Raw genomic sequence first — 24,902 nt, forward strand, 5'->3', positions numbered from 1 at the left:
ATAAAAATAAGGGGAACTCTTATGAATATCGAAGGACAAACGCTTGCCAATACGGCCATGTCCCCTGAATGCGCACCGCTTCTGGAGATAGAGGACCTGCACGTTTCAGTGCCGGCGCAAAATGGCCGCAAGTTTGTTATTTCGGGCCTGACGCTTTCCGTCAACGCCGGCGAAGTCGTCGCTCTCGTCGGCGAATCCGGATCGGGAAAGAGCATGACGGCGCTGTCGCTGATGCGACTTTTGCCGCAGGGCGCGGAAATCAATTCCGGCCGCATTTCCTTTGCCGGCCGCGACATTCTCGCTCTTTCATCTTCCGAACTCGATGCACTGCGCGGGGCCGATATCAGCATGCTGTTCCAGCAGCCGCAGGCCATGCTCGACCCGACCAGTCGGGTGAGGACGCAGGTAGCGGAGCCGCTCTGGATCCACCGTAAAATGAGCCGGCACGCCGCGCTTAACCGGGTCGTCGGCCTTCTTTCGGATGTCGGCATTCCCGATCCGTCGGCGCGGGCGCAATGCTTTGCGCATGAGCTTTCCGGCGGCATGGCGCAACGTGTCATGATTGCCGCTGCACTGTCAGGCAATCCGCAGCTTCTGATCGCCGACGAACCGACGACGGCGCTTGATGTCACCGTTCAGGCACAGATACTCCGCCTGCTCGATGACGAGCGCCGCAAGCGCCGGCTTGCCACTTTGCTCATCACCCACGATCTCTCGGTCGTTGCCGCCTTCGCAGACCGGATCGCGGTCATGTATGCCGGCCGCATCGTCGAGGAAGGGCCGACCCAGGCGATCCTCAAGGCGCCGCAGCACCCCTATACCAAGGCGCTCATCAGCTGTTCGCTGCTGACCACCGACGGCGAGGGACAGTTGCTGACGATCCCCGGTTCCGGCGCACAGGCCCACGACATGTCCTGCGGTTGCCGGTTTCATCCGCGTTGCGCGCTCGCAAAGTCTGAAGGCATGGGAAGCCGCTGCATGGCAATGGAGCCTGCATTGAATGCCTTGCCTGAAGGGCGCAAGGCGCGGTGCTGGGCAGTCGGCGACGACCAGGCCGGTCACGACCATGCCGACCATGCGGTTTGTTGAAGGAGGCGATGATGTTATCCAAAGCCATGACACAGATGCCGCCATCGGCGGAAAACAGCGGCCGGCCCTATGTAGTCGCGAAGAATCTCTGCAAATATTATCCCATATCGGGCCTTGGTCACCGTGTGGTGAAATCCGTCGACGATGTTTCCCTGACGATCGGCGAGGGGGAGGTATTGGGCCTTGTCGGCGAATCCGGTTGCGGCAAAAGCACTGTTGCCGGACTGATCACGCGCCTGACGCACGCGACGCGGGGTGAGGTCAGCATCGGAGATCACGACATATTGCACATGCAGGGCGAGGCGCTCCGGCGCGTGCGCCGGGTTGTGCAACTGGTGTTTCAGGACCCTTATTCCGCACTCGATCCGCGTATGTGCATTGGCCAGAGCATGCAAGCGCCGCTTGCCCAGCACGGCATCGGCACCCGCGAGGAGCGCACGGCGCGTGTTTTCCGAATGCTGGAGGAAGTCGGTCTCGACGGTTCCTTTTACGATCGGTATCCGAGCCAGTGTTCCGGCGGCCAGTTGCAGCGCGTCGTCATCGGCCGCGCGCTTCTTCTCAATCCGAGTTTCCTTGTCTGTGATGAACCGACATCGGCACTCGACGCCTCGATGCGCACGCAGATCCTGAACCTCCTGATGGACATGAAGCGCCGCCACGGCCTGACGGTTCTGATGATTTCTCATGACCTGCGCGTGGTGCGTTATCTCTGTGATCGCATTGCCGTGATGTATCTCGGACGCATCGTTGAAATCGCCGACCGCGACGAGCTTTTCCGCGCGCCCAAGCATCCCTACACGAAAGCTCTCATCGCCTCGTCGATGCTGGACGAGACGGGGTTATATGCACCGGAAATGCTTCTGGACGGTGATCTGCCGAGCCCTCTCAACCCTCCTGGTGGCTGCAAGTTTCACACCCGCTGTAAATATGCGACCGCAATCTGCGGTGAGGTGGAGCCGGCTTTGGAAGGCGTTTCCGGAGAGCACTTTGCGCGCTGCCACCGCTGGCGGGAACTGGGTTGAGAAACGGTGCACTGAATGTTTTTCAGGGAATGTGAAAAGCAGTCGAATAGTGCGTACGTGAAGTAACAACGGAATAAAATTCCGAATAAAAAACATAAAATGAATGTAAAGAAGGCGGATGTATTGTCGTGTCCGTCAACGTGATTCTTTGTAATTAATGATAGATAATATTAAAAGCTTAGGGAAACTAGATTGTGAGCGTCGCCATCAAAGATAAGGGGAATTATGCAATGATAAAGCACGCACTTTTAACCACCTGCGCCATTGCCGGGGCTTTCGGGGCTAATGCCGCAAATGCCGGCACTGTGACCTATGATGACAACTACGCCATAAAAGCCGCATGGCAGATGGCGTCGGATGATTCCACAATGGGCATGCGTGTCGGGTGCTATGAAGGCCTTGTCAGAATTGGCTTCGACATGAGGCAGGAGGCATCTCTTGCGGAGTCCTGGAAGCAGATCGAGCCTAAAGTGTGGGAGTTCAAGCTGCGCAAGGGCGTCAAATTCCAGAACGGCGAAGACTTTAACGCCGCAGCAGTCGTCAACGCGCTCACCAATCTCCTGAAAGCATCCGTTCCTGCCCGTGCCTTTTCGCCGAAGCAGATCGCCAGTGTGGAGGCCGTTGGCGATGATATTGTGAAGGTGACGACGATCGAACCGTCGGTGCTGTTGCCTGCGCAGTTGGCAAGCCCCGCCACTGCCATTCTTGCGCCATCGGCCTATAAGGACGGCAAGATCAATCCTATCGGCACCTGCACCGGGCCGTTCGAGATCACGGAAGTCGATCCCAATCAATATATGGTCATGAAGGCCAATCACGGATATTGGGGCGGCATGCCGAAACTTGACGGGGGTCGCGTTAATTTCGTTCCCGACGCAGACACGCGCGCCACCCAGATAAGGACGGGCGAAGTGCAGATTTCGCGCCTGGTCCCGCCGTGGTCGATCAAATCCATCGAGGCAACCAAGGGAGTTAAGGTCGCCACCATTTCGGTACCGCGCATCACAGAATTGCTGCTGAATAATTCCAGGCCACCGTTCAACGATAAAAAGGTTCGTGAGGCCGTGCGTGCGGCAATCGATGCCGCCGGTATCGCCAGCAGCATTTACGAAGAGAAGGTCAAAAGCGCGAGCATGCCGTTTGCCCCGGGGCAGCCATGGGCGGTGGAAGAACCCGCATCGGCCTATGACGTGGCAAAGGCAAAATCTCTCCTCCAGGAGGCCGGCATCGCCCCAGGCAGTCTGAAAGTCACCATACTTGCTTACACGATGAAGACCGAGCTGAAGGATGTGGCCGCTATTATTCAGGCGCAGTTGCAGGAGATCGGGATCACGGCGGGTGTCCGTGTCGCAGAATATAGTGCTATTGAGCCTGATCTTCTTGCCGGCAACTTCGACATGGTGCTGCTGTCGCGCGGTTATGCCACGGATGTGATTGAGCCGGCTGGATATCTCAACGCCGACTATTCCTGCACCGGCACATACAACATCTCGCATTATTGCAATGCAGAGACGGACAAGTTGATCAAGGCTGCTTATGCCGAAGTGGAGCCCACCAAGCGTTACGCGATTTATGGTGAGATAGTGAAGAAGATTTATGATGATGCCGTCTCGGTCTTTCTCGTCCATGAAACCGTGTTCGATGCCTATTCCGAAAAACTCGAAAACTTCCGGCCGCATCCGATCAACTATTTCGTGCTGACGAAGGATATGGCGATCAAGTAGATCGGCATTGCGAAGGGAGCCCGGCTCTGATGAGCCGGGTTGCGCAAAGAAATCGCATGGCTTCAGAGACCCGCTCAACGCTCAACGCTCAACGCTCCCCGCGCTCGCAGGGGGATAGGCCCCCCTGCGACGCGGTTTTCGCCACGATCGATGTGGGCGACGTCGGCAATTGGTTTTGCGCAACGTAATGCCGTCTTGTCCGATAAAAAGGGGATATCTGCCGAGGAGCGATGGAGAGATATTGGACCTCATCCATTCCTTACGCTGAAATCGAGCGTGAACCGAGTGGCAAGGCGGACCGACGGCAGCATGGAAAAGCTGCCGCCAGCATTTTTTCGTTCAGGCGCGCGCTTCGGGCGTATAGCCAGCAGCGGTGATGATTTCGGCAATACGTGCCGCATCGGAGACGCCGCCAACCACGACCGTGCGGCTTGCCGGATCGGCATGCACGGCAGCGCCGGGAACGGTCTTTTCGATCGCGCCCTTGATCACTCCGGCGCAGTGACCGCAGGTCATGTCCTCAACGTGAAAAGAAAGGTCTGCATCAACCGGCGCCGTCGTGGTTTCGGCGTGATGCTGGTGAGCGGTGCACATAGGCGGTTCTCCATGGTTTGGAATTCTAACGGGAGGAGCCTGGACTATTCCAACGTGGGAAGGTCAAGCGCTTTATTCGCCGGCGCTCAACAAGTGTGCCACGATATCAGCTGCGCCAGAAAATTGGCATCAGCAGCACCAGGACCGTCAGTATTTCCAGACGCCCTAGCAGCATCATCATCGACAGGACGTAAAGCGCCGGATCGCTAATGGTGGCGAAATTACCAGAGGGGCCGATGACGGGGCCGATACCCGGTCCGACATTGCCGAGCGCCGTTGCCACCGAAGATATGGAAGTGAGAAAATCATAACCCATCAGACTCATGGCGAGGCTGCCGGCGATCCAAAGCGCGACATAACAGCTGACGAACAGGAAAATCGTCCGGATCGTATCGGGATCGACCACCTGCTGCCCATAACGAACCGAATAAACGGCGTTCGGATAGATCAGCTTCTTCAGGCCCGCCCGCGCCACGTTGAACATGATGAGAAAACGATAGGCCTTGATGCCGCCCGCCGTGGACCCGGAGCAACCGCCCATGAAGGTGGCAAAAAAGGCGACAACGACGACGAAAGGCCCCCAGAGCGTATAGTCGTCGCTGGCAAAGCCGCCGGTGGAAAGGATCGAGGTCATGTTGAAGAAGGAATGGCTGAGCGCGTCGTTCAGCGGCACGCCGTTCCTGAGATGATGATAGACGCCGACGGCGATGGAAATCGCGCAGAGATATCCCAGGAAGACGACGATCTGGGGGTCGCGCAGCGTTTCCAGCCGGCGGCGTACGGCCAACAGGATCATCACCGAGAAGGGCAGACTGCCGAAGATCAGGAAGACGGTGGCGATCCACAGCAGTGCCGTATTGTTGAAATAGGCGAAAGAGGCGTCATGGGTGGAGAAACCACCGGTCGCGACCGTCGACATGGCGTGGTTCAGCGCATCGAAGTGCGACATGCCGGCAAAATCGTAAGCGATCGTACAGGCAAGCGTCATGATGATGTAAATGGCCACGAAAGCCCGGGTGAAGCTTGCGAGCCGCGCGAAAGGCCGGTCATTGCCGGTATCGGAGGATTCCATGCGAAAGAAGGTCATGCCGCCGACGCGCAGCAGCGGCAGGATGAAGAGGCCGAGCGCCACGATACCGATACCGCCAAGCCAGCACAGCAGCGAGCGCCAGAGGAGGATGCCCTGCGGGGCGTGGTCAAGCCCGGAAACAACGGTGGATCCCGTTGTCGTAATGGCGGAAACGGATTCGAAAAACGCTTGGCCAAGTGTCAGGCCGAGTTCGGACAGGTAAAGCGGAACCGCGCCGACAATTGAAAAAACCAGCCAGAGCAAGTTGACGAGCAAAAAGCCGAAACGTTTGTTGAATGCGGCAATCGGCCCGCGCGTCGCCAGCGCGCAGGCAAGCGCAAAGCCCCCGCACATGAAACCCGACAGCGCAAACACCATCCAGTCGTCATTGCCGTAATAGAGATCGGTGAGCGCCGGCAGAAACATGGCTGTCGCCATGTAAAGCCCGAAAATGGAGGCCACATATATGACCGAGCGCAGAAGGTTGCTGTTCAAGAAATGAAACCTGGAGTTTGTTGCCGCGCTGAAATGAGTCTTTGTCTCGGACGCCTTCCTATGGCATAGCGGGTGCCATTATGAATTTCAATGGATTGACTATCGTGGACAAGCAGCTTGTGGAAGCAGCGCGGCGGGAAGTGCGGGAAATATTCCCCGAAACACCGCTGCAGTTGAATGAACATCTCAGCCGTCGGTATGGCGCGTCGATTTGGCTGAAGCGTGAGGATCTGTCCCCGGTTCGTTCCTACAAGATTAGAGGCGCATTCAACTTTCTGCGCAAAGCGGTGGCCAAGGCCGGCAAGGGCAAGGTTTTCGTCTGTGCTTCGGCCGGCAACCATGCGCAGGGCTTCGCCTTCGCCTGCCGTCATTTCGGTGTTCACGGCGTCGTTTTCATGCCGGTGACCACACCGCAGCAGAAGATCGAAAAAACCCGCATCTTCGGCGGCGAATTTATCTCGATCCGTCTGGTGGGCGATATATTCGACCAGTGTTATGCCGCCGCACGCCAGCACGTGCAGGATAATGACGGCTACATGGTGCCGCCCTTCGACCATGAGGACATCATCGAGGGACAGGCGACGGTCGCCGCCGAGATCATGGATCAGCTTCCGGAAGGCACGAAGCCTGACATCGTCGTCATGCCCGTTGGTGGTGGTGGGCTTTCGGCTGGCCTCACCGGTTTTCTGGCCGGTACGGTGAAGAAGGAGAACTTCGTGTTCTGCGAGCCTGAAGGCGCGCCGAGCCTGAAGAAGAGCCTCGAACGCGGCGAACCAGTGACGCTGAACAAGATCGACAATTTCGTCGACGGCGCTGCCGTCGCCCGCATTGGCGACCTGAATTTCAAGGCGCTGAAGGATTTTCCGGCCGATCAGGTCCAGCTCATCCCCGAAAACGCCATCTGCGTGACGATCATCGAGATGTTGAACCTCGAAGGCGTAGTGCTGGAGCCCGCTGGTGCCCTTTCGATTGCCGCGCTGGAAAAGCTTGGCCGCGAAAGGCTGGAAGGCAAGACGGTGATTGCCGTGGTTTCCGGGGGCAATTTCGATTTCGAGCGCCTCCCGGACGTGAAGGAACGCGCCATGCGTTACACGGGCGTGAAAAAGTATTTCATCCTGCGCCTGCCGCAGCGCCCCGGTGCGCTGCGCGATTTCCTCAATCTGCTCGGCCCGGACGATGATATTGCCCGTTTCGAATATCTGAAGAAATCGGCCCGCAACTTCGGCTCGATCCTGATCGGCATCGAAACCAATGCGCAGGAAAACTTCGCCGGGTTGCTGGAGCGCTTTGAAGCGGCGGGTCTCGGTTATGAAGACATCACCGAAAACGACATTCTGTCGAACCTGATAATCTGATCCGGCAAGGCACAGGGAAGGGCGGTTTAGCGCCGCCTTTCCACGTATGATTGATTGAGGGAGTGAAAGCCATGGCATCGTTTTTTTCCAAAATCCTCTCGGCCTTCGGCTCCGGCCAGCCGTCCGCCGACGCGCCGCAGAAGGTGGCACAGGCTGAGCCGCATGCGCATGGCGACTATCTGATCTATGCGACGCCGATCAAGGAAGGCGGCCAGTTCCGCCTGGCGGGCCGTATCGAGAAAAAGGCCGGCGACGAAGTGCTGGTGCATGAATTTGTGCGCGCCGACGTCTTCACGAGCATGGACGATGCCGTGGAGTTCACGATCCGCAAGGCGAAGCTCATCATTGAGCAGAACGGCGCGTCGCTTTTTCCAGGAAAATGATGACGTTTTCTTATTCTCTAAATTAAGATTCCGTTGGTTGCTTGGGCCTATCGTCTGTGAAGGGCATGGAGTCGCGCCGATAGACCGGCGTGATGTGGATCGATAGGGCGTGTGCCGATGCAATGGGCAAATCTGGCCCTCTTCCTGACGGAGGCCATCGTCTATTTTTCGGTAATGACGGCATTCCTTCATTACCGGCATATTCTTGGCATCGGTGTTTTTCTCACCGCGCTGGGTGTCATGCACTTCCTGGAAACCTATCTGGCGGCCGTTTTTTATGTGCAGCTGCCCTTTGGCGTGGTGTCGCCCGGCTCCTCGATCCTTTTTGCCGGCAAGCTGATGATGATCCTCATGCTCTATATGCGCGAGGACGCGGCGGTTGTTCGGCAACCGATCTACGGCCTGTTTCTCGGCAATATATTGACCGTCATCATGGCGCAGATCATCCGTTTTCATCAGACGGTGGCGATTGTTCCCGGGCAGTCGGTCAGCGCCGCATTTCTGGATGAGATGGGCGTGCTGATGGTTTGGGGAACCAGCCTGCTTTACATCGACGCCATCGCCATCATCCTGTTTTACGAAAAGCTGGGTCGTTATCTGCAGCGCCATATCGTGCTGCGCTTCGCGATTTGCGGCGTCGTTATCCTGAGCCTCGATCAGGCAGGTTTTTATGGAGCGCTGCGATTGTTGTTCAACGCACCTCTCGATGTCTTTTACGATGGCTGGAAAGCGAAGATGTCAGCCGTTGCCGTTTATTCGTTGCTCTTCGCGATCTATCTTGGGCTGACATCCGCCAAGGGCCGTTTCCTCACACGCCGCAACATAGCGGATGTCTTCAACGATCTGACTTTCCGCGAACGTTACGAAGAACTGCTGTCGCGCTCCGGGCGCGACATGCTGACGGGTGTTTCGGACCGTGCCCGCATGGAACTCGACGCGCCTTCCATCGTGCTTGACTGCGCCGAAAAGAGGCGGGCGATCAGTGTGCTTATCGTCGATATCGATCATTTCAAGACCGTCAATGACACCTTCGGTCATCTACAGGGCGATGAAATTCTGCGCGAATTCGCAGCCGTGCTAAAGCGGTCGGTCCAGCCACATGGTCATCTCTACCGTTTCGGCGGCGAGGAATTTGTGGCCCTGCTTCCGGCGATGTCGCATGAGGCCGCGCTCGCCTTCTCGGAAGGTCTGCGCGCCGCCGTGCTGGCGGGTCTGCGCCGGCCCGATGGAACGCCGTTGACCGTCAGTATCGGTGTTGCAACTGGTCTTGAGGACGGGCGGGTATTTATGGAACTTCTGTCGGAAGCCGACTCGCGGCTCTATGCGGCAAAAAATAACGGCCGTGATCAGGTCCACGGCCGTTACGGAATGTGGGTCGGCTGATACATTACCGCATCAGCCTCCATTAAATTGTCTCAGGCGGCCTGCGCCAGCTCTTCAACCTTGGCTTCGGCGGCAGCTACGGCCTTTTCGACTGCTTCCGGACCGAATGCCAGGCCTTCGACGTAGATGACTTCCACATCCGTCATGCCCATGAAACCGAGGACGGTCTTCAGGTAAGGAACGGCGTGGTTCATCGATACGGCCGGGCCTTCGGAATAAACGCCGGCAGCGGCCAGAACGATGTAGACCTTCTTGCCGGTGGCAAGGCCGACCGGGCCGGTTTCGGTGTATTTGAAGGTCTGGCCGGCGCGCGCGACATTGTCGATCCAGGACTTCAGACCGGAATAAATGTTGAAATTGATGAGGCCGGTGCCGATGACGACGGTATCGGCGGCCAGAAGCTCGGTTACCAGCTTGTCGGAATAATCGGCGGCAACCGCTTCTTCAGCGGTGCGTTGGTCGGGCGCCTTGCGGATGGCGGCGGTCTTGACGGTGTCGAGATGCGGGATCGGGTCAGCAGCGAGATCGCGGTGGACAAGGGTGTTGGAAGCCGACTTTGCCTTCAGCTTGCTGGCGAGTTCACCGGCGAACTTGTTGGAAACCGATTCGTCGCCACGCGGGCTGGAGGTGATGAGAAGAATGTTGGACATGGTCTTTCCTTGCATAAGCGATGAATTGACGGGCGCCTTGGGAGGGCGGGAGAGCACGATGCCCTTCCTTTGCCCCTATATGGAAAATTGTTGCCATCAAGAAAACTGTGATAATGTGGAAGCAATCTATCGATGAAATGGATGGTACATGGACGCGAACCCGACACTCGATCAATTGCAGGTGTTTTTGACGGTGGCCGAGACCGGCAGTTTTTCCGCCGCGTCACGGGCGCTCAATCGTGCGCAGTCGGTGATCAGCTACACCATCGCCAACCTTGAGGCGCAGCTTGAAGTGACACTGTTCGAGCGCAGCGGCGTGCGCCAGCCGAAGCTGACGGATGAAGGTCGCGCCATGCTGGAGGATGCAAGGCGTATTGTCGCCGGCCTGCAGGAGATGCGCGCCCGCGCCAAGGGGCTGAAGCAGGGGCTTGAGGCGGAACTTTCGGTTGCCATCAGCACCATGGTGCCGGCCGAGGCTGTCGTGGCCGTGCTGCGGGATTTTCGCCAGCAGTTCCCCACCGTCACCCTCAGCCTCAATGTCGGAGAACTGGGCATGGTCATGGAGATGGTGCTTTCCCGCAAGGCCGGCATCGGCATCGGCGGGGCGGTATTGCGCCAGGACGATGAACTCGTGATGGAAAAGGTCGGCCATTCCTTCATGTTGCCGGTGGTTGCGTCAGACCACCCGCTGGCGCAGATCGAGCGGCCTCTGGTTCTCGCTGACGTGCGCGAGGAAGTTCAGCTTGTCGTCACCGATGCATCGGGCCTCACCAAGGGGCGGGATTTCAACGTGCTGTCCTACAAGACATGGCGGGTCAGCGACATCGCCACGAAATACCAGCTCATTAAGGGCGGTCTGGGCTGGGGCGGCCTGCCCGCATCGATCGTGCGGAACGACCTGGCCAATGGCGGCCTCAAAGCGCTTGAACTCGAGGCCTATGAGCAGGGCGAATATCCGCTCTTTGCGCTACGGCGTGTCGATTCACCCGCCGGCCCCGCCGGCCAATGGCTCACCGAAGCATTTCAGCAGCGCCTGTCGGCCTGTCCGAAGCATAAGGATTTCAACGGGATGCTTGCTGCCCAAAAGCGGAGGACCATTGCTGTCGCCGCTGAGTGACATTGATTGAAGTCGCGACAATTACCTTTAGGCTGAGAAGGTGCCGCTATGCCAGCAAGGCCAATTGACGTGGGTGGATCGCCTGCCTATACCTAAATTACGGTCAGCAGTTCACCGAGGCATCGCCGTCCCGTAAGGGAAGCTAAACCTGCATTTTTAAAGTTTGACAGCACTTATCCTGTGCCATGTCGGAAGCCGGCGATCAGCGACACCTTTTCGGAATGGCACATGAGGGTAAGTCATGCCACGTTCGATCCTTTCCATTGATATCGCTGACCTGTCGACTTTCGCCAAATCCGTCCGTGAACAGATCGGCAGGCTGGACCGAAAGCCAAGCCATGTGGAGATGCTCAATCTGCTGAGCCGCGCTGCCGGGTTCCGAAATTTCCAGCATCTGCGCGCGTCAAGAAACCCATCCGCTGAAAGTGGGCAATCCCGACCTGAGATGCTTTCGGCCGCCAATGAGGGCAGGGTGCTGAAGACAGTTCGTGTCTTCGACGCTGCCGGCCGGATGATGCAATGGCCGGCCCGCCGCTCGCATCAGGAACTGTGCCTCTGGTATCTGTGGGCGAAAATTCCCGCCGGGCAGAGCTTTTCAGAGCGCGAATTCAGCAGCTTTCTGGATAGCCTGCACCTGTTCGGGGATGCAGCCATGCTGAGGCGCGACATGGTCGGCCTGAGGCTCATCCGCCGCAACCGCGATGGTAGCGATTATCGGCGTGTAGAGCAGAAGCCGCCATTGGAACTGCCGCTTCTGCTGCGAACGCTCGGTGGGCGCGATTGAGGGGATAGCCCTCGGTATTGCCGATAGTTTCCATCAAACTCGGCGTCATCCTCGGGCTTGTCCCGAGGATCTGCTACGGATTGATTTTGTTGACGTGGTTAGATCCTTGGGACAAGCCCAAGGATGACGGCAGCGCTTCACCCTGCCGCCAACAGCCGAAAGGCCGCAGCCCTCAAAGAACCAGACGGAACTTCGCGAAACCTTCCGCGCCATCGCCGGCATCCTCGATTTTTGCGCCCTTGATATCGGTTGCATAGTGGCGGCCCTTGGGGCCGGTCTCGAAGATCGCCGTGGTATCGGCCACCGGTGCGAAAGACCAGTTGGCGTCTGCGGACGGATTGATGGTGCCTTGATCGATGATGTAGCGCACGATCACGTCGCGGTTGGTGTCGGGGGCCACGAAAATCACCTTGTCACCGGCGATATCGGGGAATTTGCCACCGCCGCTCGCGCGGTAATTATTGGTGGCCACCACGAATTTCTGCTCGGGATCGATGGGCTTGCCTTCAAATTGCAGGTTGACGATGCGGTTGCTGTCGGGATTGACCGCCTTGCCGTCCTTGTCGAATTTCGCCGGCTTGGAAATGTCAATCTGATAGGTGACACCATCGATGACATCGAAATTATAGGACGGGAAGTCGGCATTCAGCAGCGGTGCGTCCTTGGCACCGGCCTCCACCGTGTTGAACATGCCGGCCGACATTTCCAGCCAGTTCTTCACCTGCGCGCCGTTGATCAGCACCGCCTGCACCGTATTGGGATAGAGATAGAGGTCGGCGACGTTCTTGATGGCAATGTCACCGGCGGGGACATCGGTATAATAATCCGCGCCGCCGCGACCGCCGGACTTGAAGGGGGCTGCTGCCGAAAGCACGGGCAGATCCTTATATTGCCCTTCCTTCAGCATGTCCTTGATGTACCAGGTCTGGGCATTGGAGACGATCTGTACGGAAGGATCGTCGGCCACCAGCGCGAAATAGGAATAGAGCGGTGCGGAGGTCTTGCCGACGGGACGGCGCACATAGGCGAGGGCCGCCTCGTGATCGGCCTTGGCGGCGGCGAGAACCTCTGGCTTGTCGGTGTAGTCGGCAACGACCTTGCGGCTGTCGTCACGATGATAGATCGGCCGGGCTTCGGAGGTGAAGTCGACGATCTTCCAGCTCTTGCCGTCCTTTTCGAGCAGCAGGTCGATCAGGCCCATATGCGAACCCCAGAAACCAGCCATCACGGCCGGTTTGCCCATCAGCGTGCCCTTCACCGCATCCGCACCCTCGATACCGTCCCAGGTCTTCGGACCGGGGAAAACAAGATGCTGGTGGCCGGTGAAGATGGCGTCGATGCCTTCCACGCCCGCCAGATAGAGCGAGGCGTTTTCCATGCGGTCGCTCTGGCCCTTGCCATCGATGCCGGAATGGGAAAGGGCGATGATGATATCGGCGCCTTCTTCCTTCATGACCGGAACCCAGGCTTTTGCCGCCTCGACGATATCGCGCGTCTGGGCCTTGCCCTCGAGGTTCTTGGAATCCCACATCATGATCTGCGGCGGCACAAAGCCGATGATGCCGACCTTGACCGGGCTCGTCACGCCGCCGCCGTCGCGTATCTGCTTTTCCAGGATAACATAGGGCTTGAAGAACAGCTCGTCGTTTTTCGGATCGGAAGCAAGCTGGCCCTTGGTGAGATTGGCGCAGACATAAGGGAAACCAGCGCCCGCCAGCGTGTTCGACATATAGTCGAGACCGTAATTGAATTCGTGGTTGCCGAGCGTGCCGCAATCATACCCCAGCACGTTCATGGCGTTGATCACGGGGTGCTTGTCGCCGGCCTTCATGCCGCGCTCATAGGCGATATAGTCGCCGAGCGGGTTGCCCTGCAGGAAATCGCCATTGTCCACCAGCATTGAATTTCCCGCTTCGGCGCGGATGGTGTCGATGATGGAGGCGGTGCGGGAAAGCCCCATCGTGTCGTTCGGCTTATCGGCGTAATAATCATAGGGAAAGACGTGAACATGGATATCGGTCGTTTCCATGATGCGCAGATGCGCCTGGTTGGTCGCCGCACGCGCAGCAAAAGGGTGCAGCATCACCAGCGCCGAGGAGGCTGCGATGCCGCCCAGCAGCGAACGCCGGGTAATGGGGTGGAGAGCGAGAAGCGACGACATGGGAACTCCTTCGGATGAAGCTTGCTCTGTCTTGAAAAATGACAGGGTAGAAGCAATCGCAGAGGAGTCCATCACCAAAATGACAGGGCCGTGACAGATGGGCCGGTTTTCAACCGTTTGATAAATTTTTTATCACGGCAGTGCGGCGCAGGTGTCGCCGCACTGGAGAATGCGCATTCTTCGCTCTGCGCATTGCCGTGCTCTGGATCAGCGCGCGAGGGTTGGTCGCACTTTTTCGTGGAAGAAGCGAAAATAGGAGGATAGCTGCGCCAGCGTATTGGTGGAAAGCTTGAGCTGCAGGCCAAGGCGGTTCATGTGCTGCCACTGCACGACGCCCTCGATGAAGCCCAGATCTTCACTCTGCACCTTGACCCGGCTGCCCTTGGCAGCCGCGAAAGGCCCGTCCAGTTCGAGCGCCATTCCGGTGGCGGACAGATCGACAACACGCCCTCTGGTCGACTGGCTGAAATAATGCACGGTCGCAAAAATCCTGGTTTTGCTGCGGGGCGCGGTCCGGGTCGCCATATTGAGGTTGTTTGTCATTTTGCTGCTCAAATGAATTGTTTCCGATGCCTGCATCATGGCGCGGAAAACTTGAGAGCCGTTTAGTTCTTCTCTTAAAATTGCATGTAATTACCGATTATGCTGTGTCGATACGGCACTGATAGCAATTGTTGCGGGCGGAGCGAACGTGGACATAAGCGACATCCGAACGTTCCAGAAGTTGCTGCGCGCGTGACACGATTTCGTTTGTCGCCGTCACCGCGCCGGTGCCGTAGACGATGCGGTCATCGGCCCCATAACCGCGCACGATGTAATCCGGGCTGTCCAGCATCGGCGGAATGGTCTGCGTCTGCGGGTAGCGCTCACAGGCGTCGGCATGCAGAAACACCGGCCCCGTTTCCGCATAGGGCTGCAGCGAGGGAAAGGGCCGGTAGGCGAGGATCAGCATCGCGTCGCCTTCACCGATCTGGCGAAGGCAGTGGCGGCATGGCATACCTCCAGGAGAAACGGCGTTCTCCGGTGCATTGCCATAAGCGTCGGCGGCTCCTGCCCGGTAAGCTTCGGCTTCCTTAGCCGGCATTGCGGTGAAAACGAGATCGGTCATGTCGGGAACCTCCTATGTTGGGATCGGCGTTGCTTCTTTGCAGCTATGGTCCCGAAACGGATCGCTATCCACCCGATTCTTGACGGGCGATGCAACCGGCCCATTGCGTGACTCGTTAGCTTCGGGAATCAGTGACGCTCCTCGTTCCCGGAAGGTCTGATTTTATGTTCCGTCGTTTTCTGGCCGTCGTTCCACTGGCTTTCGTTTCCTTGACGGTTCCCGCTCAGGCCCAGATGGCGTCTGGCCTCGATGGCCTGTCCGACGAACAGCTTCAGCAGGCGGTCAATTTCGTCATCGGCAATGCGATCTTCTCGCTTTATCACGAGGGCGCGCGCATGCTGATCTCGGATTTCGGAACGGCGCAGACGGCAAGTTCCCAGGCCCCGGCGGATCAACTCGCAGGAACGCTTATCCTCCAGGCCAACGAGGAGTGGCTCGACACCGCGCTCGTCAATGCCACGGATAGCTGGTATCTGGCGCGTGAGGCGCAGACCCTGCCTGAGCATGAAGCCCCGGTCTTCTCTGTGCTGGTGCCAGACAGGAGCCGTGATCGCAACATGGCCTGCCTGATGGTTGGCCGCGACAAGGACGGTTATGGCGATCTGGCCGCCATGATGGGGCTCAACAATGCCGAATTCGACAAATGCGCCGCCGCCTATCCGGGCGTTGCGTCGGCGTGGGAGAATTTTCTCGCGCCCCACCGCAGCCAGGCGCCTTCCAGATTCTCCATCAGCTACATGCCGCCGCGCGACCCGGAACTTGAACCATACGCCATCATGATCAAGGAATCCAAAGTTCTCGATCTCATCAGCCGCAGTTTTAGCAGCTATGGCCTGAAAGGGGACGTCAAGCTGACGGCCAAATCCTGCGGCCGTCCCGACGTCTTTTGGTCGGCGGAAAAGCGCGAGATCACCTATTGTTATGAACTCGGCAAGTTCCAGGCGGAACTGATTGCCGATCATCTGCAGAACACCGTCACGGAAGACAAAGGTGCTGTAGGCGGGAAAATACCGACGGCAGCCGTTAATCTGGAACGGGAAATCTGAAGGCAGATTGCCGGCCGCTGGCGATCTGGCTTCCTGATATGGGAGGAAAGTGCCGTGCTGCTGCGCCGTAAAAGGTATCCCCACCAACATTGTGCAGCGGTTCCTGCGCTGACATTTCCCTCACCCCCTCATTCCTGTTGCTTGTCACAGGAATCTAGCTGACGCGCGTCTGCGCGGCGAGAGAGTCTTTTTCAGCCCAAGGACTTGGGCTGGCTGGACTCCTGTGACGAGCACAGGGATGAGGGAGCGGGGAACAGACACTCCTTATTGGAGAATGGCACGCGTTGCTCTCAATGGCGCTACTCAATTGCGCAGCGATATCTCCAGAAGCTCGGTATCGGCGAGCGGCTCCACCCAGGCCTCATAGGTGCCGACGGGCGAAAAACCCATCATCTGGTAAAGCTGCAGCGCGCGCGGATGGTCGAGCGTATTGGTCGTCACCGTCACCCGTTGCGGATTGTCCTGCCAGGCGGCGTAAAGCGCCTGCAACAGGAACCATTTGCCAACGCCCGCACCGATCGCCTCTTCCAGTAGACCGAAATAGGAAAGCTCGGTCACCTCGTCGCTCGCCCTGTTCAGTTCGAAGAAACCGGCGGGCGCACCATTCATATAAAGAACCGTGACACTGTTTTTCGGATCGCGCAGGATGGCGGAAAGCTCGGCGTCGCTCATGCGCATGCGCTTTTGCCAGTGCCAGCGTTTTCCCACCCGCCAGTAAAGATAGCGGTAGAAATGCAGGGGAATATTGTTGACCCGCATCAGCGCCGTCTGGATGTTCACGGGGATCGGCAGGCTGACCTTCGGCGGCGCCGTCATTTCGAGCTGCGTCACATGCGCCTTCAGCGGCCCGTGCGACAATGTGGGGATTGCATCCGCCGGACCGGTCACCACCGGCGTATCCTGCAATCCGCCCCATTCCGACCATGAGCCGTCATAAAGCGAATTATCCTTATGGCCGAGCGATTCCAGGGCTAGGGTGATGACAGCGGCGGTGACGCCCGAGCCGCAACTGGTGACGACGGGCTTCGAAAGATCGATACCGGCATCGGTCACCATCTTGCGGATGGCGGTCAAATCCTTGAAGTGGCCGTTTTCGGAAAAGGCCGTTGCGGGCAGGCTGCGCGCGCCGGGCATGTGGCCGGAGCGCATGCCGGCACGCGGCTCGGCCTCGTCGCCGGTAAAGCGTCCGGCGCCGCGAGCGTCGGCAATCTGTTTTTCACCGCTGTCGACGATGCCGCGCATGGCGCCCAGCGACGTCACGCGCTTTTCGTTGAAGTCAGGCGTAAAGGTCGCCGGCTCGATTTCCGGCGTGCCGGTTTCGAGCGGCCGCCCTTCGCGTTTCCAGCCGTCGAGGCCGCCATCCAGCACATAGGCTTTGCGCACGCCCATCACCCGCAACATCCACCACACACGCGGCGCGGAAAAGAAGCCGGGACCGTCATAAACCACGATCGTATCGGTGTCGCTGAGCCCGAGCGAACCGGCCTGTTCCGCAAAGAATTCCGGCGAGGGCAGGGAGTGCGGCAGGCCGGTGGTATGATCGGCGATCTTGTCCTGATCGAAAAAGACCGCACCGGGCAGATGGCCGGCTGCGAATTCTTCCGCACCGTTGCGTTTGTGCGCCGGCAGATACCAGGAGGCATCAACGACACGAAACCCGGCCGTGCCGAGTTGTTTTTCCACCCAGTCCGCCGAAACGACGAAACGGCTCTTATCCGTGCTCACGATGTTTCTCCCGATCTCAGGCAACAGCTTCAGGCGCGCCGAAACGAATGCGGAACCGCCTGTTCTCCTTGCCCTTCTTTTCTATCTTGGCAATGTGAATATCGCCCACTTCCTGCGTTTCGGAAACATGGGTGCCGCCGCAGGGCTGGCTGTCGATGCTGGAATTTTCGCCGATGCAGACGAGGCTGACCCGGCCAAGACCCATTGGCGGGCGCACATTCTTGGATTTGACGATGCCCGGATTGGCGGCAAGCTCCTCGTCGGTGATCCATTGCAGGAAGACGGGGTGGTTGGCTTTCACCAGCTCCATCAGCTTTGCGGTCACCTCGTCCTTGTCGATGGTTTCCGACATGTCGAAATCGACACGCGATTCATCCTCGCCGACCGCCGCACCAGTGATCGGCCATTGGCAGACGACGGAGAGCAGGTGGCAGGCGGTGTGCATGCGCATCAGCTTGTAACGACGCGGCCAGTCCACATGCAGCGTCAGTTTTTCGCCGACCTTGGGGGAAGGTTGGCCTTCGAGCGGCACATGGACGATCACGCTCTTGTCGGCACCGTTTCTGGTGATGCCGAGTTCGATGCGCGACCCATCGGCCCGCTCGAGAAAGCCGCTATCGCCCGGCTGGCCGCCGGAGGTGGCGTAAAAGCAGGTCTGGTCTAGCTCTATGCCGCCATCCTCATGCACCGCCGTGACGATTGCTTCTGCGGTGGAAAGATAAAAATCGTCACGAAACAGGGCATTCACGGGCATTTCGGCATTTCCTTAAACGGTTTCGTAGGGAACCGGAATCTCGCTCTTGGTCGCCAGCCACTGCGGCACGGGAAGCCCCTTTGAGCGCAGGAAATCCGGATTGAAGAGCTTCGACTGATAACGATTGCCGTAGTCGCAAAGTATCGTCACGATTGTATGCCCCGGACCGAGCTCGCGGGCAAGGCGGATTGCACCGGCAATGTTGATGCCCGAAGAACCGCCGAGGCAAAGGCCTTCTTTCGTGACCAGATCAAAGAGAATGGGCAAGGCTTCCGCGTCTGCAATTCGATAGGAAAAGTCCGGGGCGAAACCTTCCAGATTGGCGGTGATGCGGCCCTGCCCGATCCCTTCCGTGATGGAAGAACCCTCGGATTTCAGGACGCCGTGCTTGTAGAATTCGTAGAGGGCGGCACCCTCAGGGTCGGCAAGGCCGACCTTGATGTCGGGATTGAAATCGCGCAGGCCATCGGCCACGCCTGCAAGCGTCCCACCCGAGCCGACTGCGCAGATGAAGCCATCCACCTTGCCGTCTGTCTGGTCCCAGATTTCCGGAGCCGTCGTCTCGATATGCGCCTGGCGGTTGGCGATATTATCGAACTGGTTGGCCCAGATCGCGCCGTTCTCATCCGTTGCGGCAAGCTGTTTTGCCAGCCGGCCGGAGACCTTCACGTAATTGTTCGGGTTGGAATAGGGTGCTGCCGGAACCTCGACCAGCTTGGCGCCGAGAAGTTTCAGCGCATCTTTCTTTTCCTGGCTCTGCGTCTCGGGAATGACGATGACGGTCTTGTAGCCAAGCGCATTGGCGACCAGCGACAGGCCGATGCCGGTATTGCCGGCCGTCCCTTCCACGATGGTGCCGCCTGGGCGCAACTGTCCGCGCCGTTCGGCGTCGCGGATGATGTAGAGCGCGGCGCGATCCTTCACCGACTGGCCGGGATTGAGGAATTCCGCCTTGCCGAGGATTTCACACCCCGTTGCTTCAGAGGCAGCTTTCAGGCGGATGAGCGGCGTGTTGCCGATAGCACTGAGCGCAGAGGGATGAATGGTCATGATCGAGCCTTCTTGTCTGAGCGGAAATTAGGTGCCGTTATGTCCCGTTACAACCGCTTCAAGACAAGAAATTATCTTCCCGGCTTTGGCTTAGCCACGCAAAATTTTGCCGATACCCAGTTTTATGTGGCCTTCTTCACCGCGGCGTAGGCGGCGAGCGCTCTTTCGCGCGCCTTTGCGTGGTCGACGATCGGCAGCGGATAGATCTTGCCGAGTTCGATGCCCGCCTTTTTCAGCACATCCTTCGGCGCTTCGAACGGCTTGTGGATGTATTTCCGCTCGAGCTTTTCAAGCTCAGGCACGAAGCGGCGTACATAATCCCCGTCGGCGTCGAATTTCTCTCCCTGCAATATGGGGTTGAAGATGCGGAAGAACGGCGAGGCATCCGCCCCCGAGCCCGCCACCCATTGCCAGTTGGCGGCATTGGACGCCGGGTCGGCATCGACAAGCGTATCGCGAAACCATTTCTCGCCTTTGCGCCAGTCGATCAGCAGATGTTTGATGAGGAAGGACGCCACGATCATGCGCACCCGGTTGTGCATGATGCCGTGTTGCCACAATTGTCGCATGCCGGCATCGACAATCGGGTAACCCGTCATGCCGCGCGTCCAGGCTTGGAAGGATTTCTCATCATCCCGCCAGGGAAAGGCGTCGAAACTGTCGTTCCAGTTCTTTTCGTCCAGTTCCGGGAAATGGAACAGCAGGTGGTAGCAGAATTCCCGCCAGACGATTTCCTTGCGGAAACGGCTGATATCATTGGAGGCAATATGCCGCGAAAGCCCTTTCGTGGCGTGCCAGACGGCCGCCGGCGATATCTCGCCCGCGGCAAGATGCGGTGAAAGCAGCGACGTCGCGGGTTTTGCTGGAAAATCCCGGCCTTCTTCATAACCCTTCAGGGCACCATCGATGAAATCATCGAGTTTTTCCTGCGCACCGTTTTCGCCGGGCGTCCAGATGTCACTGAAATCCTTTGCCCAGTCCGGCGTGGTGGGCAGCAGCTTCCAGTCGGCGAGTTTTTCGGACTTCGGCCAGACCTTGGGCGCCTTCAGGCTCTTTGGCGCATCCGCCGGCGCGTGTGGCTCTTCGCCGACCTCCAGCGCCCGCCAGAAGGGCGTATAGACCCGGTAAGGCCCGCCGGATTTCGTCTGCAGCCGTGATGGCTCGTGCAGGAGATGCCCGGAAAAGCTGCGGACGGTCAGCCCGTCGTCGCGTAGCTTCTGTTTGAGCGCCTTGTCCGTGGCCATGCCGGCCGGATCATATCGGCGGTTCCAGAATATCGCGTCGGCGCCGGTTTCGGATATTAGCGCGCGCAACGTCTTTTCGGCCTCGCCGCTAAAAAGCAGAAGACGGCTGCCGGTTTTTTCCAGTGCGGCGGAAAGCGAGGCGACCGAATGATGAAGCCACCATTCCTGTGCGCCGCCCAGCGGGCCACATGATTCTTCCCTGATATAGATGGGGATGACCGGCCTCCCGTGCTCCACGGCGGCAAGCAAGGCGAGATTGTCCGAAAGGCGCAAGTCCTTGCGGAACCAGACGATTGCGGGGGAGACTGTTGTTGACATGAAGGGTCCCGGTTCACTTCCGCTTGAACGAGTGTTGAACCGCTTTGTTCCGCAAATCGGCTACAATGAAAAGATGGGGCGCACGGTTTCTAGGGGGTTATTTTTTCGCCCTTGAAACCGCTGGTAAAGGGAACCAACTGGAGGAGCCGGCGTTTGTCGCGGGTTAATAGAGCATGGAAGTGCAATCAATGTTGCTGAATGACGTTAAGTGGGAAAAGCCCGTTACCATCTCTCTTGAAAACGGCGCTCCCCGGATTTTCAACGGCGTTTACGACGCTTTCGATTTTCTCCAGCATGAATGGCCCAAACGGGGCGACAAGGTACATGAACAGGCGCTGCGCCTGTGCCGCGCCTCGCTGATGGGCGACGTAGCGGGAGAAATCGCCCGCACGGCCTTCGTCGCCGCCAGTCGGCAGGCGCAGTGCCTGGTGGAAGAGCCGGACAAAATCGCATCCTGAACGGATTTTCGGAACTGACGTGTAAAAGGCCACCCGCCAAAAACGGGTGGCCTTGTGTGTTGAGAGGGTGGGAACGGGGTTGTTTCGAATGTGGGATATGGCATCGTGCATACGAAAAGGCGAATGAGTGACGGCGATGAGCAACCACCACGGTTATATTGTTTTTCCCACGGCCCTCGGCCATTGCGGCCTGGCATGGGCGGGGCATGGTATCGCGCGTCTGCAATTGCCCAGCCCTGATGCCGGCGAGACAGAAAAGCTTCTCCTGAAGCGCCTGCCGTCCGCCTCTCTCGCTGTTCCGGAAACACGCACGCGTGAGGTGGTTGCAATGATCACCCGTTATTTTGGCGGCGAGGAAATCGATTTTACCACAGTCAAACTCGATCTCGCCGGGCAGGATCGTTTTTTCCTCGATGTTTACGCCGTCGCGCGGCAGATCGGCTGGGGCAACACGACGACCTATGGCGGCATCGTAAAGACGCTTGGTCTTGGTATGGAAAAGGCCCGCGATGTCGGTCAGGCCATGGCGAAAAATCCGGTGCCGCTGATCATTCCCTGTCACCGGGTGCTTGCCGCCGGCGGCAGGCTTGGCGGCTTCTCTGCGCCGGGTGGAACCACCACCAAATTGCGTATGCTGGATCTCGAAAATGCCGGCCGCAGCCGGGCCGATGAGGCGCAGGGCAGCCTGTTTTGAAGCAATGACAGATGAGCGCGCATGAAAATGACAGATGAGCGCGCATGAATAGGCGTCTGATTTCTGCCCATTTCTCGTCAAATTGTCGCTAAATTGTCACAATACACGGGCGTCCTCTAACATAAGGGCGAAACGTTTGAAAGTATCCGCGTTAATTCTATCGGTTGCCTTGTCTTTTACAGTCGTTGCATCGGCCTCCGCCGGCATGCTGAACCAGGCAGAAAAATACACCGGGCTGCATGAGTCCAAAAATAACAAGAGCCTCAAGAACATTCTTGGCGCAAATCCACGTAGTACCCCTTGGTGCGGCCTTTTCCTGCATGCCGTCGCCAGCAAGGTCGGGCGGAAATCTCCAAAATCCTATGGGTTTGCGAAGTCCTGGAGATCCTTCGGCTATGCCGTGCCTGTCAGTCAGGCCAAGCCGGGCGATGTCGTTGTCATTCGCAACGGCCGTGGTTACCATGCCGGAATATTGAAAAGCATGAGCGGCAAGACGGCCAAGATTCTCGGCGGTAACCAGTCCGGCCGGGTGCAGGTGTCGAACTTCAATCGCAAGGCCATCGTTTCGGTCCGCCGATAAATCTCCTTGCATTTTTTGATAAAGGCGGGCTTTGACCCGCCTTTTCCTTTTTCAGGTCTAAGGCTGCTCTCTTGTGCCTGGTGCCGCGTCTCGCTGATCGTCGTCTTCCAGGTCGGTCGCCACGATAAAGGCATCCTCATGCTGCCGCGCCGCCTGCCTGCGCGCGCGAAGGCTGATCGATTCATCCGGATAGATTTCACTGTCTTTAGACTTCAGATCGCTGTCGGTTTCAAAATCCGCCACGTCTTTTTGTCGAATATCGAGAGGTTCGGGACTTTTATGCCTGGCGCCGGTCATCGGAATTCTCCTGTTGTTATCGTGGAGCAAACGATCGGCCGCCGGGGCGGTTCCTTCGATGATCGCGAAATCCGCATCTACGGCTTTCGAAGGCGGAACAAATCCTAGCTTTCTCGGGTTTTCCATGGGCAGAATAAAGCCGGTGCCACGAAAAGAGGGAGGCCGTTATGGACCATGATCGCGAAGCCGAAATCCGGGAAAGAGCCCGCGCAATATGGGAGAAAGAGGGGAGGCCGGAGGGTCATCACGAACGGCACTGGATGGAAGCGGAGCAGGAAGTTTCCAACAATGCCGGCAAGGCGAAATCTGCCAGCAAAAGCGGCGCAAAAAAATCCCCCGCCGCTAAAACGCTGTCAAAGAAAACGAAGTCACCGGCTGTAAAGTCGCTTCAGAAAGAGCAGACGGCATCTCAGATGGACAAGGACGATGATTTGACCGAAAGCCTTGAAGAAAGTTTCCCTGCGAGCGATCCGCCAGCGCTTACCACGACAACCCGGGCAACCAAACGCGCACCGAAAAAAGCCTGAAGCCTTCAGGTATAAAAGCGCGATGCGTCTATCCGGCCGGGCGGAAAGCCATTTTACGCTCTACATTATATGTTTTGAGAGAAAATGGCTCCCCGGGCCGGAGAGATTTGAGAAAATCAAACCTTGTCAACAAGGCATATTTTCTTTCTTATTCAGCGACTTAGAGAAGATTTCGTTTCTCGTCCTCACTTCTCGGTGTACCTCATGGGTAACGCTGAGTGTACCTGCATGTCAATCCTGTTTTGTATCGTGGGATGCTGCGCCTTAAATGAATACCTTCACTGATTGATTCGGTGAGGTAGACTTCATTTGAGGGGGCATAGGTGGGGGCGTATTGGCGGCGCATATTGGCGCATATTAACAGTCGAGAGTGCCGCTACTGCATTACCGCGCTTGCACTCGTCTCAGTCAGTTTGACTGTTGGTCTATCTGCGGGGAGTGCTTTTGATAAAGGTTGTGGACCTGTCACGGAAGCGCCGTTCGGATGCGTGGAGTATTTTCTTAATCGCTACCAAACACTGCTGACTGGGGCGTTCGCGATAGCAGGTGCCGTTCTGCTTTGGGTTCAAATATCAGATCAACGACAAGCGACACACGAACTAAGACGACAGCGACAGGTTAGTGCACGGATTAGGATGCCCCATGCCCTGTCGAAACTGTCTGCCTACTGGGATAAATGCTTCAAGGCATGGCTTGAAGAGAACATGGATCAGAAACCGACTGAGCCGCCACACGACGCGCTGGAGGTTCTGATTGCCGCAGCGGCAGAAGCTGACACAGAAACCTTTCGAAGCATTCAAGAACTGCTTATCTTATCACAGGCGTTCGAGGCTCGAATCCGGCCTCATCGATACCTAGGAAAACGTCAACGCTTTAACCTGATGATAGTGGATATCGCTCGACTGACTTATTTGACGAACAGGCTATATGACTATGGACGGTTGAAGGTCGATCAAGTCCGTTATGAGAAGCCGAGCCGTGCGACTCTGACAAAAGAACTTGGTCAGCACACGAAACGTGAGAATGAGCGAAAAATCTTCTCTCGAATTGAAGATGCAATGGATAGTCAATTTGGTAGGCGGAACAGAGACGCTATAGACCACCAATCTGATGTCCTTTGACGAAAAAAACCGACACGTCAGCAGCCTGAACTGGTGACATGTCGGTGAAGTATTGCCCAACGTTTAGTGTCTCGATAAAGTGCGGGAGTTCGGATTGCCGAACACCGCCCCTTCGCTAGAGGCTTAAGAATGAGGGTCACGGTGAGGCGCACCG

Annotated in this window: 25 protein-coding genes; 14 read left to right on the forward strand and 11 right to left on the reverse strand. The window is 57.7% G+C overall.

From position 1 onward, the window contains the following. Positions 1 to 21: 21 nt before the first annotated feature. The 3 genes from ACQZ48_RS07675 to ACQZ48_RS07685 all read left to right on the forward strand — a co-directional run bounded on the left by ACQZ48_RS07675 (position 22) and on the right by ACQZ48_RS07685 (position 3,835). Positions 22 to 1,089, forward strand: a complete 1,068-nt coding sequence (locus tag ACQZ48_RS07675) for an ABC transporter ATP-binding protein (protein ID WP_142912561.1) — start codon at positions 22 to 24, stop codon at positions 1,087 to 1,089. 11 nt (positions 1,090 to 1,100) lie between these two features. Then, positions 1,101 to 2,111: an ABC transporter ATP-binding protein gene (locus tag ACQZ48_RS07680; RefSeq protein WP_165691204.1), complete on the forward strand. Its 1,011-nt coding sequence runs from the start codon at positions 1,101 to 1,103 to the stop codon at positions 2,109 to 2,111. 230 nt (positions 2,112 to 2,341) lie between these two features. Next, complete coding sequence (locus tag ACQZ48_RS07685; RefSeq protein WP_077982963.1) at positions 2,342 to 3,835, forward strand: ABC transporter substrate-binding protein; 1,494 nt, start codon at positions 2,342 to 2,344, stop codon at positions 3,833 to 3,835. A 339-nt stretch (positions 3,836 to 4,174) separates the two neighbouring features. Here the strand turns inward: ACQZ48_RS07685 and ACQZ48_RS07690 are convergent, their stop codons facing one another. Both ACQZ48_RS07690 and ACQZ48_RS07695 read right to left on the reverse strand, forming a co-directional pair. Next, complete coding sequence (locus ACQZ48_RS07690) at positions 4,175 to 4,429, reverse strand: heavy-metal-associated domain-containing protein (RefSeq protein WP_003521591.1); 255 nt, start codon at positions 4,427 to 4,429, stop codon at positions 4,175 to 4,177. Between the two features lie 106 nt (positions 4,430 to 4,535). Next, entirely contained in the window at positions 4,536 to 5,993 is a 1,458-nt protein-coding gene (locus tag ACQZ48_RS07695) for a TrkH family potassium uptake protein (RefSeq protein WP_162520435.1), read from the reverse strand. Between the two features lie 80 nt (positions 5,994 to 6,073). On the opposite strand from ACQZ48_RS07695, the gene ilvA reads away from it, so the two are divergent. From ilvA to ACQZ48_RS07710, 3 genes are all read left to right on the forward strand, one after another. Further along, the gene (gene ilvA, locus ACQZ48_RS07700; RefSeq protein ID WP_077982497.1) at positions 6,074 to 7,348 is read left to right on the forward strand and encodes a threonine ammonia-lyase; all 1,275 of its coding nucleotides are present in this window, start codon (positions 6,074 to 6,076) and stop codon (positions 7,346 to 7,348) included. 71 nt (positions 7,349 to 7,419) lie between these two features. Continuing rightward, the gene (locus tag ACQZ48_RS07705; protein ID WP_077982496.1) at positions 7,420 to 7,731 is read left to right on the forward strand and encodes an HlyU family transcriptional regulator; all 312 of its coding nucleotides are present in this window, start codon (positions 7,420 to 7,422) and stop codon (positions 7,729 to 7,731) included. Positions 7,732 to 7,848: 117 nt separating this feature from the next. After that, entirely contained in the window at positions 7,849 to 9,114 is a 1,266-nt protein-coding gene (locus ACQZ48_RS07710; RefSeq protein ID WP_191217780.1) for a GGDEF domain-containing protein, read from the forward strand. Positions 9,115 to 9,146: 32 nt separating this feature from the next. Here ACQZ48_RS07710 and ACQZ48_RS07715 read toward each other — a convergent pair whose 3' ends face one another. Next, positions 9,147 to 9,764 (reverse strand): FMN-dependent NADH-azoreductase, encoded by a 618-nt coding sequence (locus ACQZ48_RS07715; protein ID WP_072494288.1) that lies wholly within the window; start codon positions 9,762 to 9,764, stop codon positions 9,147 to 9,149. 148 nt (positions 9,765 to 9,912) lie between these two features. On the opposite strand from ACQZ48_RS07715, the gene ACQZ48_RS07720 reads away from it, so the two are divergent. Both ACQZ48_RS07720 and ACQZ48_RS07725 read left to right on the forward strand, forming a co-directional pair. Next, positions 9,913 to 10,881: a LysR family transcriptional regulator gene (locus ACQZ48_RS07720; protein ID WP_173988694.1), complete on the forward strand. Its 969-nt coding sequence runs from the start codon at positions 9,913 to 9,915 to the stop codon at positions 10,879 to 10,881. A 241-nt stretch (positions 10,882 to 11,122) separates the two neighbouring features. Then, complete coding sequence (locus ACQZ48_RS07725; protein WP_077982493.1) at positions 11,123 to 11,665, forward strand: DUF2087 domain-containing protein; 543 nt, start codon at positions 11,123 to 11,125, stop codon at positions 11,663 to 11,665. Between the two features lie 172 nt (positions 11,666 to 11,837). Here ACQZ48_RS07725 and ACQZ48_RS07730 read toward each other — a convergent pair whose 3' ends face one another. The 3 genes from ACQZ48_RS07730 to ACQZ48_RS07740 all read right to left on the reverse strand — a co-directional run bounded on the left by ACQZ48_RS07730 (position 11,838) and on the right by ACQZ48_RS07740 (position 14,934). Beyond that, complete coding sequence (locus ACQZ48_RS07730; protein WP_191217781.1) at positions 11,838 to 13,826, reverse strand: bifunctional 2',3'-cyclic-nucleotide 2'-phosphodiesterase/3'-nucleotidase; 1,989 nt, start codon at positions 13,824 to 13,826, stop codon at positions 11,838 to 11,840. Positions 13,827 to 14,033: 207 nt separating this feature from the next. Beyond that, positions 14,034 to 14,369 (reverse strand): PilZ domain-containing protein, encoded by a 336-nt coding sequence (locus ACQZ48_RS07735; protein WP_448728715.1) that lies wholly within the window; start codon positions 14,367 to 14,369, stop codon positions 14,034 to 14,036. A gap of 97 nt (positions 14,370 to 14,466) precedes the next feature. Continuing rightward, positions 14,467 to 14,934, reverse strand: a complete 468-nt coding sequence (locus ACQZ48_RS07740; RefSeq protein WP_077982490.1) for a DUF1203 domain-containing protein — start codon at positions 14,932 to 14,934, stop codon at positions 14,467 to 14,469. A gap of 164 nt (positions 14,935 to 15,098) precedes the next feature. On the opposite strand from ACQZ48_RS07740, the gene ACQZ48_RS07745 reads away from it, so the two are divergent. Then, a complete protein-coding gene (locus ACQZ48_RS07745; protein WP_173988698.1) occupies positions 15,099 to 15,980 on the forward strand; it encodes a DUF4344 domain-containing metallopeptidase in 882 nt (293 codons plus the stop codon). A 303-nt stretch (positions 15,981 to 16,283) separates the two neighbouring features. On the opposite strand, the gene sseA is transcribed toward ACQZ48_RS07745, so the two are convergent. From sseA to ACQZ48_RS07765, 4 genes are all read right to left on the reverse strand, one after another. Further along, positions 16,284 to 17,705 (reverse strand): 3-mercaptopyruvate sulfurtransferase, encoded by a 1,422-nt coding sequence (gene sseA, locus ACQZ48_RS07750; RefSeq protein ID WP_173988700.1) that lies wholly within the window; start codon positions 17,703 to 17,705, stop codon positions 16,284 to 16,286. Positions 17,706 to 17,721: 16 nt separating this feature from the next. After that, positions 17,722 to 18,459 (reverse strand): alanyl-tRNA editing protein, encoded by a 738-nt coding sequence (locus ACQZ48_RS07755; protein ID WP_077982489.1) that lies wholly within the window; start codon positions 18,457 to 18,459, stop codon positions 17,722 to 17,724. 12 nt (positions 18,460 to 18,471) lie between these two features. Further along, the gene (locus ACQZ48_RS07760; RefSeq protein ID WP_173988702.1) at positions 18,472 to 19,509 is read right to left on the reverse strand and encodes a cysteine synthase A; all 1,038 of its coding nucleotides are present in this window, start codon (positions 19,507 to 19,509) and stop codon (positions 18,472 to 18,474) included. Between the two features lie 122 nt (positions 19,510 to 19,631). Then, the gene (locus ACQZ48_RS07765; protein WP_448728706.1) at positions 19,632 to 21,071 is read right to left on the reverse strand and encodes a cryptochrome/photolyase family protein; all 1,440 of its coding nucleotides are present in this window, start codon (positions 21,069 to 21,071) and stop codon (positions 19,632 to 19,634) included. A 188-nt stretch (positions 21,072 to 21,259) separates the two neighbouring features. Between ACQZ48_RS07765 and ACQZ48_RS07770 the strand changes: the two genes are divergently transcribed. From ACQZ48_RS07770 to ACQZ48_RS07780, 3 genes are all read left to right on the forward strand, one after another. Continuing rightward, positions 21,260 to 21,529 carry a DUF982 domain-containing protein gene (locus tag ACQZ48_RS07770; RefSeq protein WP_162520436.1) on the forward strand — a complete coding sequence of 90 codons (270 nt, stop codon included), beginning with the start codon at positions 21,260 to 21,262 and terminating at the stop codon, positions 21,527 to 21,529. A 136-nt stretch (positions 21,530 to 21,665) separates the two neighbouring features. Then, on the forward strand, positions 21,666 to 22,223 hold the full coding sequence (locus ACQZ48_RS07775; protein ID WP_448728707.1) for a methylated-DNA--[protein]-cysteine S-methyltransferase: 558 nt from the start codon (positions 21,666 to 21,668) through the stop codon (positions 22,221 to 22,223). A 136-nt stretch (positions 22,224 to 22,359) separates the two neighbouring features. Then, entirely contained in the window at positions 22,360 to 22,803 is a 444-nt protein-coding gene (locus tag ACQZ48_RS07780; protein ID WP_077982484.1) for a TIGR02594 family protein, read from the forward strand. A gap of 57 nt (positions 22,804 to 22,860) precedes the next feature. Here the strand turns inward: ACQZ48_RS07780 and ACQZ48_RS07785 are convergent, their stop codons facing one another. Continuing rightward, positions 22,861 to 23,100, reverse strand: a complete 240-nt coding sequence (locus ACQZ48_RS07785; RefSeq protein WP_077982958.1) for a hypothetical protein — start codon at positions 23,098 to 23,100, stop codon at positions 22,861 to 22,863. 167 nt (positions 23,101 to 23,267) lie between these two features. Here ACQZ48_RS07785 and ACQZ48_RS07790 point away from each other — a divergent pair, with 167 nt between their 5' ends. Both ACQZ48_RS07790 and ACQZ48_RS07795 read left to right on the forward strand, forming a co-directional pair. Next, complete coding sequence (locus ACQZ48_RS07790; RefSeq protein WP_191217786.1) at positions 23,268 to 23,627, forward strand: DUF2934 domain-containing protein; 360 nt, start codon at positions 23,268 to 23,270, stop codon at positions 23,625 to 23,627. Positions 23,628 to 24,331: 704 nt separating this feature from the next. Then, the gene (locus tag ACQZ48_RS07795; protein WP_112765728.1) at positions 24,332 to 24,748 is read left to right on the forward strand and encodes a hypothetical protein; all 417 of its coding nucleotides are present in this window, start codon (positions 24,332 to 24,334) and stop codon (positions 24,746 to 24,748) included. The last annotated feature ends 154 nt before the right edge of the window (positions 24,749 to 24,902 follow it).

This window comes from Agrobacterium sp. 22-209-1 (assembly GCF_053522485.1).